We start from the raw sequence: 16,191 nt of genomic DNA on the forward strand, positions 1-16,191 counted from the left end.
TTCCGGCCTCGGGCATCGTCGGTCACCGATCGGCGGGCCACCGCATTTTCTGGATAGATTGGCATGAGCGATAGCGTAGAACTCTTCACCGATGGCGCCTGCAAAGGCAACCCTGGTCCAGGCGGCTGGGGCGCGTTGCTGGTGTGCAAGGGCGTTGAAAAGGAGCTGTGGGGCGGCGAAGCCAATACCACCAACAACCGCATGGAGCTGATGGGCGCGATCCGCGGCCTGGAAGAGCTCAAACGTTCTTGCGACGTCCTGCTGGTGACTGACTCGCAGTACGTGATGAAAGGCATCAACGAGTGGATGGACAACTGGAAGAAGCGCGGCTGGAAAACTGCCGCGAAAGAACCGGTCAAGAATGCCGACCTGTGGAAACTGCTGGATGAACAGGTCAACCGCCACAACGTCACCTGGAAATGGGTGCGCGGACACATCGGTCATCACGGTAACGAACGCGCGGACCAATTGGCTAACCGTGGCGTGGATGAAGTGCGCGGTTACAAACAAGCCTGAAGTCGCCCGCTGATCGTTCCCACGCTCCGCGTGGGAATGCCTCAAGGGACGCTCCGCGTTCCAATGGGACGCAGAGCGTCCCGGGCTGCATTCCCACGCAGAGCATGGGAACGATCACTGGGAGCGAGCCTGCTCGCGATTGGGCGCACCACGGTGTATCTGAAAGACCCCAGCGAGCGTGTTAACATCGCCGCTTTTGCACGAATGACCCGTTGAGAGCTGAGCACTGATGGCCACCAGATCCGTTGTACTCGATACCGAAACCACCGGCATGCCGGTGACCGACGGCCACCGGATTATTGAAATCGGTTGTGTCGAGTTGATCGGTCGGCGCCTGACCGGCCGGCATTTCCACGTTTACCTGCAACCGGATCGCGAGAGTGACGAAGGCGCGATCGGCGTCCACGGCATCACCAACGAATTCCTGGTGGGCAAGCCGCGTTTCAGCGAAGTGGCCGATGAGTTCTTCGAATTCATCAAGGGCGCACAGCTGATCATCCATAACGCGGCGTTCGACGTTGGTTTCATCAACAACGAATTCGCCTTGATGGGCCAGCACGATCGTGCGGACATCACGCAACACTGCTCGATCCTCGATACCTTGATGATGGCCCGGGAACGTCACCCGGGACAGCGCAACAGCCTCGACGCGTTGTGCAAACGTTACGGCGTCGACAACTCCGGCCGTGAACTGCACGGTGCTTTGCTCGACTCCGAGATTCTCGCCGACGTTTACCTGACCATGACCGGTGGCCAGACCAGCCTGTCGCTGGCCGGTAATGCGTCCGATGGCAATGGCTCGGGTGAAGGTGCGGACAACTCCGCCACCGAAATCCGCCGTTTGCCGGCCGATCGCCAGCCCACCCGCATTATCCGCGCCAGCGAAGATGATCTGGCCCGGCACGTGTCGCGTCTGGAAGCGATTGCCAAGGCTGCGGGCGCTCCGTCGTTGTGGCAGCAACTGGCCGAGGCCAAGGCTCAGGCCTGAAATGCTGGCTACATGATGGTGCGCCGGTTGACCCGCTTCGGGGCATCGGCGCTCGCCACATGCGCTTGAACCCTCTACCCTGAGGATATTGGCAGGCCGCGGCCTGCAGCCTCAGGACACTGAGTCTCATGTATAAAGATTTGAAATTCCCGGTCCTGATCGTCCACCGTGACATCAAGGCCGACACCGTTGCCGGTGACCGCGTGCGAGGCATCGCCCGGGAGCTGGAGCAGGAAGGCTTCAGCATCGTTTCGGCAGTGGATTACGCTGAGGGGCGGCTGGTCGCTTCGACCCATCACGGTCTCTCCTGCATGTTGATCGCCGCCGAAGACCCCAGCACCCACTCGCATTTGTTACACAATATGGCGGAGCTCATCGGCCTCGCGCGGGTTCGTGCGCCGGACCTGCCGATCTTCGCCCTGGGTGAGCAGGTGACGCTGGAGAACGCTCCGGCCGACGCCATGGCCGAGCTCAATCAACTGCGCGGCATTCTTTATCTGTTCGAAGACACCGTGCCTTTTCTCGCCCGGCAAGTGGCCCGGGCCGCCCGCAAATACCTTGATGGTTTGCTCCCGCCGTTTTTCAAGGCGCTGGTGCAGCACACGGCTGATTCCAATTATTCCTGGCACACGCCCGGCCATGGCGGGGGAGTGGCTTATCACAAGAGTCCGGTCGGCCAGGCGTTTCACCAGTTTTTCGGCGAGAACACCCTGCGTTCGGACTTGTCGGTCTCGGTGCCGGAATTGGGTTCTTTGCTCGATCACACCGGCCCACTGGCCGAAGCCGAAGCGCGAGCAGCGCGTAACTTCGGCGCCGATCACACCTTTTTCGTGATCAATGGCACCTCGACCGCCAACAAGATCGTCTGGCATTCGATGGTCGCTCGCGATGATCTGGTGCTGGTGGACCGCAACTGCCACAAGTCGGTGTTGCACTCGATCATCATGACCGGCGCGATCCCGCTGTACCTGTGTCCGGAGCGCAATGAGCTGGGGATCATCGGCCCGATTCCGCTGAGCGAATTCAGCCGCGAATCAATCCAGGCGAAAATCGACGCCAGCCCACTGACCAAAGGCCGGGCGCCCAAGGTCAAGCTGGCGGTGGTGACCAATTCGACCTACGACGGCCTCTGTTACAACGCCGAGCTGATCAAGCAGCAACTGGGCAACAGCGTCGAAGTTTTGCATTTCGACGAAGCCTGGTACGCCTACGCGGCGTTCCATGAGTTTTTCGCCGGGCGTTACGGCATGGGCACATCCCGTAACGACGATGGCCCGCTGGTCTTCACCACCCATTCCACACACAAATTGCTGGCGGCGTTCAGTCAGGCCTCGATGATTCACGTCCAGGACGGCGGCGCGCGGCAACTGGATCGCGACCGTTTCAATGAAGCGTTCATGATGCATATCTCCACATCGCCGCAGTACAGCATCATCGCGTCGCTGGACGTAGCGTCGGCGATGATGGAAGGCCCGGCCGGGCGTTCGCTGTTGCAGGAAATGTTCGACGAAGCCCTGAGTTTTCGCCGGGCCCTGGCCAATCTGCGGCAACACATCGCGGCTGATGACTGGTGGTTTTCCATCTGGCAGCCGCCGTCGGTGGAAGGCATTGATCGCGTCGATACCCAGGACTGGTTACTGCAACCCGACGCAGATTGGCATGGCTTTGGTGGCGTGACCGACGACTACGTCCTGCTTGATCCGATCAAAGTCACTCTGGTGATGCCAGGTCTGACTGCAGGCGGTGCGCTGAGTGAGCGCGGAATTCCGGCGGCGGTCGTCAGTAAGTTTCTCTGGGAACGCGGGCTGGTGGTCGAGAAGACCGGGCTGTATTCATTCCTCGTGCTGTTCTCCATGGGCATCACCAAAGGTAAATGGAGCACGCTGCTCACCGAGTTGCTTGAGTTCAAGCGCAGTTACGACGCCAACGTCAGTTTGTCGACGTGCCTGCCGTGCGTGGCGCAGCAGAATGTCGCGCGTTATCAGGGCATGGGTTTGCGTGATTTGTGCGATCAATTGCATGCCTGTTATCGCAGCAATGCCACAGCCAAACACCTCAAGCGCATGTACACCGTGTTGCCGGAAATCGCCATGAAGCCGGCTGACGCCTATGATCAATTGGTGCGCGGTGAAGTGGAGGCCGTGTCGATCGATGCGCTGGATGGACGGATCGCCGCAGTCATGCTGGTGCCGTATCCGCCTGGCATTCCGCTGATCATGCCGGGCGAGCGGTTCACCGAGTCGACCCGATCGATCATCGATTACCTGTCGTTTGCTCGCACGTTCGACAGCAGCTTCCCCGGGTTTGTCGTTGATGTGCATGGACTGCAACACGAAGACGAGGGCAATGGACGGCATTACACCGTTGATTGCATCAAGGAATGAGGACCTTTCCCAGCATGCAACCGATCATGAATCCAAAATATCCAGGCCTGTCGGTGCGTGTCGCCGATGAGGGGTTTGCGCCTTATATCTGGGGCAGCGATTTCAGTTTTGAAGTCACGGCCTATGGCGTCGCCGAAATCGGCAAGCCGGTGGAGCAGTGGCGGGTGACGCCAATCACTCCATATCGAAAGTGCTACGGCATCGATCCCGAGGAGTTCAGCAGTTTTCGCGATGCCGCCGACAGTGCGGTGTTCATGGCCTATCTCGATGACGAACCCGTCGGGCATCTGGTGATCAGCACCAACTGGAACGGATTTGCCCACATCGACGAATTGGCCGTGCATGCGCCGGCGCGGCGTCATGGTGTGGCCAAGGCGTTGCTGGATGTGGCGCAGTTCTGGAGTCGCAAGAAAAAACTGCCGGGCATCATGCTCGAAACCCAGAACAACAACCTGGGCGCCTGCCGGCTTTATGAGCGCTGTGGTTTTGTGATTGGCGGGATCGATCATCTGCGCTATCGCGGCATCGACCCCAATACCGCTGAGGTGGCGCTGTTCTGGTACCGCTTGTTCGATAATCCGTTGGAAAATCCGCTCAGCTCGAAAGCATCGCCGCGGCTTGTTCCGTGAGGATGTCCAGCAGGGTCTGAACGGCCGGAATGGGCTCGGCGTTTTTCAGCGTCAGGGCATACAGGCTGATCGGTACCGCGGGTGCCAGTGGGCAGGCGTCGAGCCCGGTCGATTTGGCGCCCAGGGCGGTAAACGGATCGACAATCGCCAGGCCTTCGCCGGCCTCGACCATGCTGCGCATCATTTGATGCGTCTGCACTCGTGTCTGAATGACGGGGGCGGGGCGCAACGCGTGCAACTTGTTTTCCAGCGCCGGGCTCAGCGGGTCGTGACCTTCCAGGCCGACCATCGACTGACCGGCCAGGTCCTGCAGCGAAATGTATTTCTGTTTCGGTTGCAGCCAGCCGTGGGGCGCCAATAGCTGGAGCTTGCCTTGAGCAATCACCTGGCAATCAATGTCGGCGTGATCAGGGTCGTGCAGGCTCAGCCCCAGATCGCTTTCACGCAGCAGCAGGCTGCGGACGATGTCACGAGTCGGTTGGCTCAGCAGGGTGCAAGGCGCATCGGGAAGACGTCGGCGCAAGGCCGCGATGCTTTGTGGCAACAATTGGTGCGCCAGGGGTGGGGTGCAGATGATGCGCAGCGGATGCGCCTGATATTGCTTGAGGCTGCTGGCAAGGCGCTGCACCGGCTCAAGCGCGTCATAGACGTGGGCAATTTCGACCTGGAGTTCGCGCGCCTCACGTGTAGCTTGCAAGCGTCCACGCACGCTGGAAAACAGCATGAAACCCAACTGATCCTCGGCATCGCGCAAAAGGCTTTCAACCTCGGCCACCGGCAACTGCAGCCATTCGGCGGCAGTACCCAGGTGACCGGTCTGCAAGAGCGCGTGGATCACTTCGATATGACGTAAACGCATGCGTGAAGTCCATGTTCAGCAGGTGAGGGAGTCAGTGACTGAATCCTAACTCAAGTGCGCGCATATGACTTCTGCTCATAACGCGAAGTTATGAGGCGACGTTGGTTTCCGGCAGTTTGCCTACATGGGTGTCAGGCTCGCGCACGATGGTCACGTCCGACTGCACCAGCAGAAACTGGTTGTCATCGAGCTTTTTGACGCGGTCGCCAATGGCCAGTTTGTAGGTGGTGACAGGCGCAGAGCCAGTCAGGCCGTCTGCCGACGGGGTGGATTCCTGGAACTCATGCACGGAATAAACGCGGCCTTCCGCGTCTCTTGCATGGAACTGACCGACGAGTACTGCTGCCATCTGCTTAGAACCTCTGGAGATAAATCACTCAATTTGCGGTTCTGTAGACCGTGGTTGGGCGAGGTAAGTTTTCCTACAGGAAAAAAATAGTCAGGGACGGCTATTTCAGCAGCCCACTGATGATTCGTCATCTATAACTACATGTCTTTCCATCGAACAGTCGAGAATCTTCCATGAGCAACGTCTACACGATCGCCGTTATTGTCGGCAGCTTGAGAAAGGATTCGATCAACCGCAAGGTGGCGCTGGCTCTGGCCGACCTGGCACCGGCCAATCTCAAGCTCAATATCATTGAAATTGGTGACCTGCCGCTCTACAACGAAGACATTGACGGAACTTCTCCGCCGGCAGCCTACAGCACTTTCCGCCAACAAGTCAGTTCATCCGACGCAGTGCTGTTCGTCACGCCTGAATACAACCGCTCGGTGCCGGCACCGCTGAAGAATGCCATCGATGTCGGCTCGCGTCCTTATGGCAAAAGTGCCTGGAGCGGCAAGCCCGGTGGGGTGATCAGCGCTTCACCCGGTGCTGTCGGTGGATTTGGTGCCAACCATCACCTGCGTCAGTCCATGGTGTTTCTGGATGTGCCGTGCATGCAGCAACCAGAGGCCTACCTGGGTGGCGCGGGCTCGGCGTTCGACGAGGCGGGCAAATTGTCCGAATCGGTGAAGCCGTTCTTGCAGAACTTCATCAATGCATACGGCAAGTGGGTCGAACAGCATAAGAAAGTGTAATCAGCCCCAAGGAAAGAAACCTTTGAGATCACGCCGGTAGCCGCTGCTGGTCAGCGGCTACATCAAGCTGCGGTTCTCAGCATTCGCTTTACTGCATATTCGAAATTCCATATATTCACGCCTCGTTTGTCCAGAGGCGTGTTTACCCATGTCCAGCTCCCGCAGTCCCGTCGATATTTTCAAGGCCCTGGCCGACGACACCCGCAGCCGAATCGCGTTGTTGATCGCCCGTGAAGGTGAGTTGTGCGTGTGTGAATTGACGGCCGGGCTCGATCTCAGTCAACCGAAAATTTCCCGCCATCTGGCGCAACTGCGCAGCAATGGCCTGTTGTCGGACCGACGACAGGGGCAGTGGGTTTTTTATCGCCTGCACCCGGAATTATCACCGTGGGTCATCACTCTGTTACAGGACGCGCTGGCCGATCACGCCGAGTGGCTGGCCGCTGATGTCGCCCGTTTGCAGGCAATGGCCGATCGCCCGGTACGCTGCTGCTAATTTCTGATTTCTCTTTGAAGGCTGTTTCGCATGCTCATTGCGTCGCTGATTTTTCTGCTGACCATCACCCTGGTGATTTGGCAACCCAAAGGCCTCGGTGTAGGCTGGAGCGCGGTTTTTGGTGCGGTGCTGGCCCTGATTTTCGGCGTGGTTCATCTGAGCGACATCCCGATTGTGTGGCAGATCATCTGGAATGCCACCGGCACGTTTGTGGCGCTGATCATCATCAGTCTGTTATTGGATGAAGCGGGTTTCTTTGCCTGGGCGGCCTTGCATGTGGCGCGTTGGGGACGGGGCAGCGGCCGCAAGCTGTTTGCTTATATGGTGCTGCTCGGGGCGCTGGTGTCGGCGCTGTTCGCCAATGACGGCGCCGCACTGATTCTCACGCCGATCGTGATTTCCATGCTGCTGGCGTTGCGCTTTTCCCCGGCGGCCACGTTGGCGTTCGTGATGGGCGCCGGCTTCATTGCCGATACCGCGAGCCTGCCGTTGGTGGTGTCGAACCTGGTGAACATCGTTTCCGCGGACTTCTTTCACATCACCTTCAATCGTTATGCGGCGGTCATGATTCCGGTCAACGTCGTCAGTGTCGCCGCCACATTGGCGATGTTGATGTGGTTCTTCCGTCGTGACATTCCCAAGGATTACGACCCCGAACAACTGGAACATCCCGCCACGGCTATCCACGACAAGGCGACGTTTTATGCCGGGTGGGCGGTGCTGGTGATTCTGCTGCTCGGCTGTTTTGCCCTTGAACCGCTGGGTATTCCGATCAGTGCCATCTCCGCCGTGTGTGCCGCGTTGCTGCTGGCCATCGCCGCCCGTGGCCACAAGATTTCCACGCGCAAAGTCATGAAAGAAGCGCCGTGGCAGATCGTGATTTTCTCCCTGGGCATGTACCTGGTGGTGTATGGCCTGCGCAATGCCGGGCTCACCGGGTATCTGGCGGGGTGGCTGGACGGGTTTGCGGATTACGGTGTTTGGGGCGCCGCCATGGGGACTGGCGTACTGACAGCGCTGTTGTCGTCGATCATGAACAATTTGCCGACGGTGCTGATCGGCTTACTGTCGATCGATGCGAGCCAGGCCACGGGCGTGGTGAAGGAAGCGATGATTTACGCCAACGTCATCGGCAGCGACCTGGGTCCGAAAATCACCCCGATTGGCAGTCTGGCGACGTTGTTGTGGTTGCATGTGCTGCAGCGCAAGAATATTCAGATTGGCTGGGGGTATTACTTCAAGGTCGGGATCGTGTTGACGTTGCCTGTTCTGTTGGTGACGCTGGCGGCGTTGGCGTTGCGGTTGTCCTTTTAGACCGGGTTGGCCCCATCGTCGGAATGCCGCCCAGAGCAGGCTCACTCCCACATTTGAACTGCATTTCCCTGTGGGAGCGAGCCTGCTCGCGATGAGGCCGGTCAAGACGCTAAAGAATTCAGCCACCGCCCGGCACATTCGGCCAAAGATCCGCCACCAGGAACAGCCGCTCGGCTTCCTCCCATTCCCCATCGGCATTTTCAGTCAGGCGTACCATCAATTGCGCTGGCGCCTGCGGTTCGAGATCGCTCAGCCAGGCATTCAACTGTTCAGTGTCCCAGGTCAGCTCCGCCGGATAATGCGCCGGCGCCAGCCAGGCGTGGCGGGGCAGGGGTTGCCAGCGACCGAATGGGCGCTGCACGACAAATTGCGCCCAGTCCTTCTGATGCAGCCAGCTACCGCGCAAATGTTGCGGATGCGCGCCGGCGGGTGGTCCGGCATGCCCGGGCCACGGATAGAGCAGGTAACCGCCCAGCCACAGATGCGCGCTGAACTGCTGGATATCCAGCGCCGCGAGTACTTCGCGGCTCTCTGGTCGAGCAGAAATCGGCAATTGATGCTGGGCCAGGTGCGCCAGTTTGCGGTCCAGCCGGTCATGACATCCTGGCCCGAGCCATTGCGCCGTGTCGTGTCCGTCGCCATTTTGCGGGCCCAGGTACAGCTTGATCGCCAGTTCCAGGTGATGCACGCCGTCGCGGTCGCGCAATAGCATGTCCAGTTCGCCGAGCGTATGGCCTTCGCGACGGATCGGCATGTTGGCCGCGATCAAGTCGATGCCCGGGGCGTGGCGCACGGCGTACTGCCACAAGCGCTCGTAATACAGGCCCAGTCTCCGCGTCCTGGCCTGCGCCAGCCAGTGCAGCAAGTCATAGCTGTCGCGGTCCAGTTGCCGCAGCCACTGCTCCAGCCGTTCCGGCGCCTGTACCCAGTCACTGCCGGCCAGCGGATGCCGCTGTGGCCACGGTGTTTCGCCGAGCATCGGCGGCGCGAGGATGACCCAGGCCAGGTCGCGCACTTCAGGGTGGCGCAACCGATGGGGTAACTGGAGCAAATCGGGAAATAGGATCATCTTGCGAGCATAGCCTTAATCGGAGTACATCCTTGTGGCTGAAAGGATTTTGTCTATCCCGCGCTTTCGCCCATAATCGTGTTTTTCGCCGTCACAGACCTCAGGGGCCCCATGGAGCAATTTCGTAATATCGGCATCATCGGTCGCCTGGGCAGTTCGCAGGTGCTGGATACCGTCCGCCGACTGAAACGCTTTCTGCTCGATCGTCATCTGCACGTGATCCTCGAAGACACCATCGCTGAAGTCCTGCCCGGCCACGGCCTGCAAACCTCGTCACGCAAGATGCTTGGCGAAGTCTGTGACATGGTGATTGTGGTCGGCGGCGACGGCAGCCTGCTTGGCGCCGCGCGTGCCTTGGCCCGACACAATATCCCGGTGCTTGGCATCAACCGGGGCAGCCTGGGTTTCCTGACCGATATTCGCCCCGATGAGCTGGAAGTCAAAGTCGCCGAAGTGCTCGACGGCCACTACCTGGTGGAAAACCGCTTCCTGCTGCAAGCCGAAGTCCGCCGCCATGCCGAGGCCATAGGCCAGGGCGATGCGCTGAATGATGTGGTGCTGCACCCCGGCAAATCCACGCGCATGATCGAGTTCGAGCTGTACATCGACGGCCAGTTCGTCTGCAGCCAGAAGGCCGACGGCCTGATCGTCGCCACGCCCACCGGTTCGACCGCCTACGCGCTGTCGGCGGGCGGGCCGATCATGCACCCCAAGCTTGACGCTATTGTGATTGTGCCGATGTACCCCCATACCTTGTCAGGCAGGCCAATTGTGGTCGATGGCAACAGTGAGCTGAAAATCGTCGTGTCCAAAGATATGCAGATCTACCCGCAAGTCTCCTGTGACGGGCAGAACCATTTCACCTGCGCGCCGGGTGACACCATCACCATCAGCAAAAAGGCCCAGAAACTGCGGCTGATTCATCCGCTCGACCACAATTACTATGAAGTCTGCCGGACCAAGCTCGGCTGGGGCAGTCGGTTGGGTGGTGGAGGCGACTGATGCTCGATCCCGCGCGTAGCTACGACCTGATCGGTGACGTGCACGGTTGCGCTCTGACCCTTGAGCACTTGCTCGACCGGCTCGGTTATCGCAAACAAGGTGGCGTCTGGCGACACCCTTCACGCATGGCGGTGTTCGTTGGCGACATCATCGACCGCGGCCCGCGGATCCGTGAGGCGCTGTACATCGTCCACGACATGGTCGAGGCCGGCCAGGCGCTGTGCATCATGGGCAACCATGAATTCAACGCGCTCGGCTGGGCCACTCCCGCGCTTCCGGGCAGCGGCAAGCAGTTCGTGCGCGAACACACGCCACGTCATGCACGCCTGCTGGGTGAAACCCTGACTCAATTCGAACAGCATCCCGGCGACTGGCATGATTTCCAGCAATGGTTCTACCAATTGCCCCTGTTCGTCGATGCCGGCCGCTTTCGCGTGGTGCACGCCTGCTGGGATTCGGGCTTGATCGAACCGTTGCGCGCGCTGTTTCCCAACGGGTGCATCGACGAACATTTCCTCCAGGCTTCGGCCGTGCCGGGCAGTTTCGCCTGCACCGTGTTCGACCGCTTGCTGCGCGGCACCGACATGCGCTTGCCTGACGGTTTGACCATGACCAGCGGCGATGGCCTGACGCGCTCGTTCTTTCGCACCAAGTTCTGGGAAGACGACCCGCAAACCTACGGAGATATTGTGTTCCAGCCTGACGCCTTGCCTGAGCCCGTGGCCCGAAAGCCACTGTCTTCCACGGAAAAAAACACCTTGTTGCGCTACGGCGTCGATGAGCCGTTGCTGTTCGTCGGCCACTATTGGCGCAGCGGCAAACCGACACCGATCCGTCCGAACCTGGCCTGCCTGGACTACAGCGCGGTGCTCTACGGCAAACTGGTCGCCTATCGCCTGGATCAGGAAACCCGGCTCGATCCGCACAAATTCGTCTGGGTCGATGTCGAGCGGCCGGAGGTGCTGCAATGAGTGTGGTGGCCGTACTGCGTCTGCCGTTGGCGGTGGATTTGAGCGGGTTCGTCAAACTGCTGCAGCGCATGCAAGTGCCGCATCGCGTCAGCGAAGAAGCGGGCGAGCAGGTGCTGTGGGTGCCGGCCAATATCAGCGAAGACGTGCGTTCCCTGTACGAACGCTTTCCGGCGGGTGACCCTGATCAGCAACTGGACATTCCGGTGGCGCACACCAACAAGCGGCCCGGTTTTGTGGAGCAACTGCGTCACGCCAGGGCGACCGGGTTGGTGCTGCTGTTGAGCCTGATTGTCGGCGCCGTGACGCTGCTGGGTGAAAACCTCGACACAATGCGCTGGCTGACTTTCCTCGATTTTCGCGTTGTCGGCGACTATATCCATTTCGTGCCGCTGGCTGACAGCCTGGCGGCAGGGCAGTGGTGGCGTCTGGTGACGCCGATGTTGATCCACTTCGGCATCCTGCACCTGGCCATGAACGGCATGTGGTATTGGGAGCTGGGGCGGCGCATCGAGTCGCGCCAGGGCAGCATCAACCTGATCGGCCTGACCATGCTGTTCAGCCTGGTCTCCAACTACGCCCAGTATTATTTCAGCGGCCCGACCCTGTTCGGCGGGTTGTCCGGCGTGCTGTACGGCTTGCTCGGGCATTGCTGGATCTTCCAGCTGCTGTCGCCGAACCCGGCTTATCGCCTGCCGCGCGGCGTGCTGGTGATGATGCTGGTGTGGCTGGTGCTGTGTATGTCCGGGCTGGTCTCGATGATCGGCTTCGGTGAAATTGCCAATGCCGCCCACGTCGGCGGGTTGCTCGTCGGATGCTTGACCGGTTTGTTGGGTGGTTTGTACAACCGCCGTAAACTGGCCGTCTGAAACCGTTATGTGAATTTAAGTGCGCGGAGCTCTTGATGTCCTCTTTTAACGAAATGATCCAAAACATCACCCCCGATATCTACCAGAGCCTGAAACTGGCGGTGGAAATCGGCAAATGGTCCGACGGTGGCAAGCTCACCGCCGAGCAACGCGAACTGTCGTTGCAGGCGATGATTGCCTGGGAAGTCCAGAACCTTCCCGAGGAAGAGCGTACCGGCTACATGGGGCCGCAGGAGTGCAGCTCGAAGTCGATCAGCGTGCCCAATATCCTGTTCAAATCGGATGCCGTCCATTGATTGAGATTGGCCGCGGTGCAATCAGCAAAATGTCGGCGCGCCTTGACGGGCCGAACGTGCAATACGCGTTTCGTCTGGATGACGTCGAGGTCCCGGTCAATCCATTGATCGGCAGCACGGTGCGTCTGGAATACCTGGGGGCGATTTTTTGCTCCCATTGCGGACGCAAGACCAAAACCAGTTTCAGCCAGGGTTACTGCTACCCGTGCATGACCAAGCTGGCCCAATGCGACCTCTGCATCATGAGCCCGGAGCGTTGCCACTACGATGCCGGCACTTGCCGTGAGCCGGAGTGGGGCGAGAAGTTCTGCATGACCGATCACATTGTGTATCTGTCCAATTCTTCCGGAGTGAAAGTCGGGATTACCCGCGCCACCCAGCTTCCGACCCGCTGGATCGACCAGGGCGCGCGTCAGGCGTTGCCGATCATGCGTGTGTCGACGCGCCAGCAATCGGGCTTCGTCGAAGACCTGTTTCGCAGTCAGGTCGCGGACAAGACCAACTGGCGTGCCCTGCTCAAGGGCGATGCGATTTCGGTGGACCTGGCTCAGGTTCGTGATCAATTGTTTGAAAGCTGTGCCGAAGGTTTGCAAGGTTTGCAGGAACGATTTGGCCTACAGGCAATCCAGACCATTGCCGACGTGGAAACCCTCGAAATCCGCTATCCGGTCGAGCAATACCCGGCCAAGATTGTCAGCTTCAACCTGGACAAGAATCCGATTGCCGAAGGCACGCTGTTGGGGGTCAAGGGCCAATACCTGATTTTCGACACTGGCGTGATCAATATTCGTAAGTACACGGCTTATCAGCTCGCCGTGCATCAGTAAGGACTCCAGCATGCGCACCGAACAACCGAAGATGATTTACTTGAAGGACTATCAGGCGCCCGAGTACCTGATCGACGAGACGCACCTGACCTTCGAGTTGTTCGAGGACCATAGCCTGGTCCATGCGCAACTGGTGATGCGCCGCAATCCTGAGCGTGGTCCGGGCTTGCCGCCGCTGGTCCTCGACGGCCAGCAGCTGGAGCTGTTGACGGTCAACCTAGCCGACCGCGAGCTTGGCATTGGCGACTATGAGCTGACCGAAAATCATCTGACGCTGCAGCCGTTGAGCGAACGCTTCACGGTCGACACCAGCGTGCGCATTCACCCGGAAACCAACACCGCGCTGGAAGGTTTGTACAAATCCAGCGGCATGTTCTGCACCCAGTGCGAGGCCGAAGGTTTCCGCAAGATCACCTATTACCTTGACCGCCCGGACGTGATGAGCAAGTTCACCACCACGGTGGTCGCCGAGCAGCACAGCTATCCGGTGCTGCTGTCCAACGGCAACCCGATTGCCAGTGGTCCTGGCGAAGATGGCCGTCACTGGGCGACCTGGGAAGACCCGTTCATGAAGCCGGCGTACCTGTTTGCGCTGGTGGCCGGTGATTTGTGGTGCGTTGAAGACACCTTCACCACCATGACCGAGCGCTCCGTGGCGCTGCGCATCTATGTCGAGCCGGAAAACATCGACAAGTGCCAGCACGCGATGAACAGCCTGAAGAAGTCGATGCGTTGGGACGAAGAGGTTTACGGTCGCGAGTACGACCTGGACATCTTCATGATCGTCGCGGTCAACGACTTCAACATGGGCGCGATGGAGAACAAGGGCCTCAACATCTTCAACTCCAGCGCCGTGCTGGCCCGAGCCGAAACCGCGACCGACGCTGCGCACCAGCGTGTCGAAGCGATCGTCGCTCACGAATACTTCCACAACTGGTCGGGCAACCGCGTGACCTGCCGCGACTGGTTCCAGTTGTCGTTGAAGGAAGGCTTTACCGTGTTCCGCGATTCCGGTTTCTCCGCCGACATGAACTCGGCCACCGTGAAACGCATCCAGGACGTGGCGTACCTGCGTACCCACCAGTTCGCCGAAGACGCGGGTCCCATGGCCCACGCCGTACGTCCGGACAGCTTCATCGAGATTTCCAACTTCTACACCCTGACCGTATACGAAAAGGGTTCGGAAGTCGTGGGCATGATCCACACCTTGCTCGGCGCCGAGGGGTTCCGCAAAGGCAGTGACCTGTATTTCGAACGCCATGACGGCCAGGCCGTGACGTGCGATGACTTCATCAAGGCCATGGAAGACGCCAACGGTGTCGACCTGACCCAATTCAAGCGTTGGTACAGCCAGGCCGGCACACCGCGTTTGGCGGTCGGCGAGTCTTACGATGCCGCGGCGAAAACCTACAGCCTGACCTTCCGCCAGAGCTGCCCGCCGACCCCGGACAAGGTCGAGAAGTTGCCGTTCGTGATTCCGGTGGAACTGGGCCTGCTGGACGCCAAAGGCGCGGCAATCGCGTTGCGTCTTGCCGGTGAAGACCGCGCTCAAGGCACATCGCGGGTCATTTCGGTGACTGAAGCCGAGCAGACATTCACCTTCATCGACATCGCTGAACAGCCGCTGCCTTCGCTGCTGCGCGGGTTCTCGGCGCCAGTGAAACTGAGCTTCCCGTATAACCGTGATCAGCTGATGTTCCTGATGCAGCACGACAGCGATGGTTTCAACCGCTGGGATGCCGGTCAGCAACTGTCGGTCCAGGTGTTGCAGGAGTTGATTGCTCAGCAGCAGAAGGGCGAGAAGCTGGTGCTGGATCAGCGCCTGATTTCTGCTCTGCGCACTGTGTTGTCGGACGAGACGCTGGATCAGGCGATGGTGGCGGAAATGCTCTCGCTGCCGGGCGAGGCGTACCTGACTGAAATCAGCGAAGTGGCGGATGTTGATGCCATCCATATCGCTCGCGAGTTTGCTCGCAAGCAATTGGCTGACGGTTTGTTCGAGGCGTTGTGGTTGCGTTATCAGGCCAATCGCGATCTGTCGAAGAAAACTCCGTACGTGGCCGAGGCCGAGCATTTCGCTCGTCGTGCGTTGCAGAATATTGCGCTGTCGTACTTGATGCTTAGCGGCAAGCCGGAAGTCCTGGCGGCGACGCTGGAGCAGTTCGAGACCAGCGACAACATGACCGAGCGCCTGACGGCGTTGGCGGTGTTGGTGAATTCGCCGTTCGAAGACGAGAAGGCCAAGGCGTTGGCGAGTTTTGCCGAGCACTTCAAGGACAATCCGCTGGTCATGGATCAGTGGTTCAGTGTTCAGGCGGGCAGTACGTTGCCGGGTGGTCTGGAGCGGGTTCGTCAGTTGATGCAGCATCCGGCGTTCAATATCAAGAACCCGAACAAGGTGCGGGCGCTGGTCGGTGCGTTTGCGGGGCAGAACCTGATCAATTTCCATGCGGCGGATGGTTCGGGGTATCGGTTCCTGGCTGATCTGGTGATTGAGTTGAACGGGTTTAATCCGCAGATTGCTTCCCGTCAGTTGGCGCCGCTGACTCGCTGGCGCAAATATGATGATGCGCGTCAGGCGTTGATGAAAGGTGAGCTGGAGCGGATTCGCGCTTCTGGGCAGCTTTCCAGTGATGTGTTTGAGGTGGTCAGTAAAAGTCTGGCTTGAGGTTGGTTTGGGTTCCCACAGGTGTTCACTCGAACCCTGTGGGAGCGGGCTTGCTCGCGATGGCGGCCTGACAGCCGACCAGTCTCTTTCAGGTGTACATATCCGTTGCTGCGGTAACGGCGGCTTAGGGTTTCGCCCTTATGTATGGACTCGCCCACACTGACTACCTGCTTTTCAAACACTGCTACCCGGTTGCATTTATGTATAAGGCCTGTCCGAGGAA

16 protein-coding genes are annotated in these 16,191 nt (G+C 59.4%); 13 read left to right on the forward strand and 3 right to left on the reverse strand.

Annotated elements, in window-relative coordinates; all coding sequences use genetic code 11:
• Nucleotides 1–63 precede the first annotated feature (63 nt).
• The 4 genes from rnhA (at nt 64) to HNR03_RS30460 (ending at nt 4,517) form a co-directional block, all read left to right on the forward strand.
• The gene (gene rnhA, locus HNR03_RS30445) at nt 64–516 is read left to right on the forward strand and encodes a ribonuclease HI (RefSeq protein WP_008028618.1); all 453 of its coding nucleotides are present in this window, start codon (nt 64–66) and stop codon (nt 514–516) included.
• A gap of 229 nt (nt 517–745) precedes the next feature.
• Complete coding sequence (dnaQ, locus tag HNR03_RS30450) at nt 746–1,504, forward strand: DNA polymerase III subunit epsilon (RefSeq protein WP_259157959.1); 759 nt, start codon at nt 746–748, stop codon at nt 1,502–1,504.
• Between the two features lie 128 nt (nt 1,505–1,632).
• The gene (locus tag HNR03_RS30455) at nt 1,633–3,888 is read left to right on the forward strand and encodes an Orn/Lys/Arg decarboxylase N-terminal domain-containing protein (protein WP_259157960.1); all 2,256 of its coding nucleotides are present in this window, start codon (nt 1,633–1,635) and stop codon (nt 3,886–3,888) included.
• Between the two features lie 14 nt (nt 3,889–3,902).
• Nucleotides 3,903–4,517, forward strand: a complete 615-nt coding sequence (locus tag HNR03_RS30460) for a GNAT family N-acetyltransferase (protein WP_259157962.1) — start codon at nt 3,903–3,905, stop codon at nt 4,515–4,517.
• Here HNR03_RS30460 and HNR03_RS30465 read toward each other — a convergent pair.
• Both HNR03_RS30465 and HNR03_RS30470 read right to left on the reverse strand, forming a co-directional pair.
• Nucleotides 4,483–5,376, reverse strand: a complete 894-nt coding sequence (locus HNR03_RS30465; protein ID WP_222586345.1) for a LysR substrate-binding domain-containing protein — start codon at nt 5,374–5,376, stop codon at nt 4,483–4,485. The two genes, HNR03_RS30460 and HNR03_RS30465, sit on opposite strands and share 35 nt — an antisense overlap.
• An 88-nt stretch (nt 5,377–5,464) precedes the next feature.
• A complete protein-coding gene (locus HNR03_RS30470) occupies nt 5,465–5,725 on the reverse strand; it encodes a hypothetical protein (RefSeq protein WP_222586346.1) in 261 nt (86 codons plus the stop codon).
• A 173-nt stretch (nt 5,726–5,898) separates the two neighbouring features.
• On the opposite strand from HNR03_RS30470, the gene HNR03_RS30475 reads away from it, so the two are divergent.
• The 3 genes from HNR03_RS30475 (at nt 5,899) to HNR03_RS30485 (ending at nt 8,269) form a co-directional block, all read left to right on the forward strand.
• On the forward strand, nt 5,899–6,459 hold the full coding sequence (locus HNR03_RS30475; protein ID WP_259157967.1) for an NADPH-dependent FMN reductase: 561 nt from the start codon (nt 5,899–5,901) through the stop codon (nt 6,457–6,459).
• A 148-nt stretch (nt 6,460–6,607) separates the two neighbouring features.
• Nucleotides 6,608–6,955, forward strand: a complete 348-nt coding sequence (locus HNR03_RS30480; protein ID WP_259157969.1) for a metalloregulator ArsR/SmtB family transcription factor — start codon at nt 6,608–6,610, stop codon at nt 6,953–6,955.
• Nucleotides 6,956–6,985: 30 nt separating this feature from the next.
• Entirely contained in the window at nt 6,986–8,269 is a 1,284-nt protein-coding gene (locus tag HNR03_RS30485; RefSeq protein ID WP_259157971.1) for an arsenic transporter, read from the forward strand.
• 118 nt (nt 8,270–8,387) lie between these two features.
• Here HNR03_RS30485 and HNR03_RS30490 read toward each other — a convergent pair whose 3' ends face one another.
• Nucleotides 8,388–9,338 (reverse strand): DUF1853 family protein, encoded by a 951-nt coding sequence (locus HNR03_RS30490; protein WP_222586350.1) that lies wholly within the window; start codon nt 9,336–9,338, stop codon nt 8,388–8,390.
• Nucleotides 9,339–9,449: 111 nt separating this feature from the next.
• Between HNR03_RS30490 and HNR03_RS30495 the strand changes: the two genes are divergently transcribed.
• The 6 genes from HNR03_RS30495 to pepN are packed head-to-tail and all read left to right on the forward strand — an operon-like array spanning nt 9,450 to nt 15,968.
• Nucleotides 9,450–10,340, forward strand: a complete 891-nt coding sequence (locus HNR03_RS30495) for an NAD(+) kinase (RefSeq protein ID WP_010459816.1) — start codon at nt 9,450–9,452, stop codon at nt 10,338–10,340.
• Complete coding sequence (locus HNR03_RS30500) at nt 10,337–11,311, forward strand: metallophosphoesterase (RefSeq protein ID WP_405046102.1); 975 nt, start codon at nt 10,337–10,339, stop codon at nt 11,309–11,311. Before HNR03_RS30495 ends, HNR03_RS30500 begins: the two co-directional genes overlap by 4 nt.
• The gene (locus tag HNR03_RS30505) at nt 11,308–12,177 is read left to right on the forward strand and encodes a rhomboid family intramembrane serine protease (RefSeq protein ID WP_259157989.1); all 870 of its coding nucleotides are present in this window, start codon (nt 11,308–11,310) and stop codon (nt 12,175–12,177) included. Before HNR03_RS30500 ends, HNR03_RS30505 begins: the two co-directional genes overlap by 4 nt.
• A gap of 35 nt (nt 12,178–12,212) precedes the next feature.
• Nucleotides 12,213–12,473, forward strand: coding sequence for a YeaC family protein (locus HNR03_RS30510; protein WP_259157991.1), 261 nt, complete (start codon nt 12,213–12,215; stop codon nt 12,471–12,473).
• On the forward strand, nt 12,470–13,300 hold the full coding sequence (locus HNR03_RS30515) for a DUF2797 domain-containing protein (protein WP_222586353.1): 831 nt from the start codon (nt 12,470–12,472) through the stop codon (nt 13,298–13,300). Before HNR03_RS30510 ends, HNR03_RS30515 begins: the two co-directional genes overlap by 4 nt.
• A 10-nt stretch (nt 13,301–13,310) precedes the next feature.
• On the forward strand, nt 13,311–15,968 hold the full coding sequence (pepN, locus tag HNR03_RS30520; protein ID WP_259157993.1) for an aminopeptidase N: 2,658 nt from the start codon (nt 13,311–13,313) through the stop codon (nt 15,966–15,968).
• Nucleotides 15,969–16,191 lie beyond the last annotated feature (223 nt).

Origin of the sequence: Pseudomonas sp. JAI111 (genome assembly GCF_024809425.1) — a bacterium.
In the GTDB taxonomy this organism is placed as follows: Bacteria; Pseudomonadota; Gammaproteobacteria; order Pseudomonadales; family Pseudomonadaceae; genus Aquipseudomonas.

Coding starts and splice junctions, on each gene's coding strand:
- HNR03_RS30480 (WP_259157969.1), top strand. CDS start 6,608: ATGTCCAGCTCCCGCAGTCCCGTCGATATTTTCAAGGCCCTGGCCGAC.
- rnhA (WP_008028618.1), top strand. CDS start 64: ATGAGCGATAGCGTAGAACTCTTCACCGATGGCGCCTGCAAAGGCAAC.
- HNR03_RS30465 (WP_222586345.1), bottom strand. CDS start 5,376: ATGCGTTTACGTCATATCGAAGTGATCCACGCGCTCTTGCAGACCGGT.
- HNR03_RS30475 (WP_259157967.1), top strand. CDS start 5,899: ATGAGCAACGTCTACACGATCGCCGTTATTGTCGGCAGCTTGAGAAAG.
- HNR03_RS30495 (WP_010459816.1), top strand. CDS start 9,450: ATGGAGCAATTTCGTAATATCGGCATCATCGGTCGCCTGGGCAGTTCG.
- HNR03_RS30505 (WP_259157989.1), top strand. CDS start 11,308: ATGAGTGTGGTGGCCGTACTGCGTCTGCCGTTGGCGGTGGATTTGAGC.
- pepN (WP_259157993.1), top strand. CDS start 13,311: ATGCGCACCGAACAACCGAAGATGATTTACTTGAAGGACTATCAGGCG.
- HNR03_RS30510 (WP_259157991.1), top strand. CDS start 12,213: ATGTCCTCTTTTAACGAAATGATCCAAAACATCACCCCCGATATCTAC.
- dnaQ (WP_259157959.1), top strand. CDS start 746: ATGGCCACCAGATCCGTTGTACTCGATACCGAAACCACCGGCATGCCG.
- HNR03_RS30460 (WP_259157962.1), top strand. CDS start 3,903: ATGCAACCGATCATGAATCCAAAATATCCAGGCCTGTCGGTGCGTGTC.
- HNR03_RS30490 (WP_222586350.1), bottom strand. CDS start 9,338: ATGATCCTATTTCCCGATTTGCTCCAGTTACCCCATCGGTTGCGCCAC.
- HNR03_RS30485 (WP_259157971.1), top strand. CDS start 6,986: ATGCTCATTGCGTCGCTGATTTTTCTGCTGACCATCACCCTGGTGATT.
- HNR03_RS30455 (WP_259157960.1), top strand. CDS start 1,633: ATGTATAAAGATTTGAAATTCCCGGTCCTGATCGTCCACCGTGACATC.
- HNR03_RS30470 (WP_222586346.1), bottom strand. CDS start 5,725: ATGGCAGCAGTACTCGTCGGTCAGTTCCATGCAAGAGACGCGGAAGGC.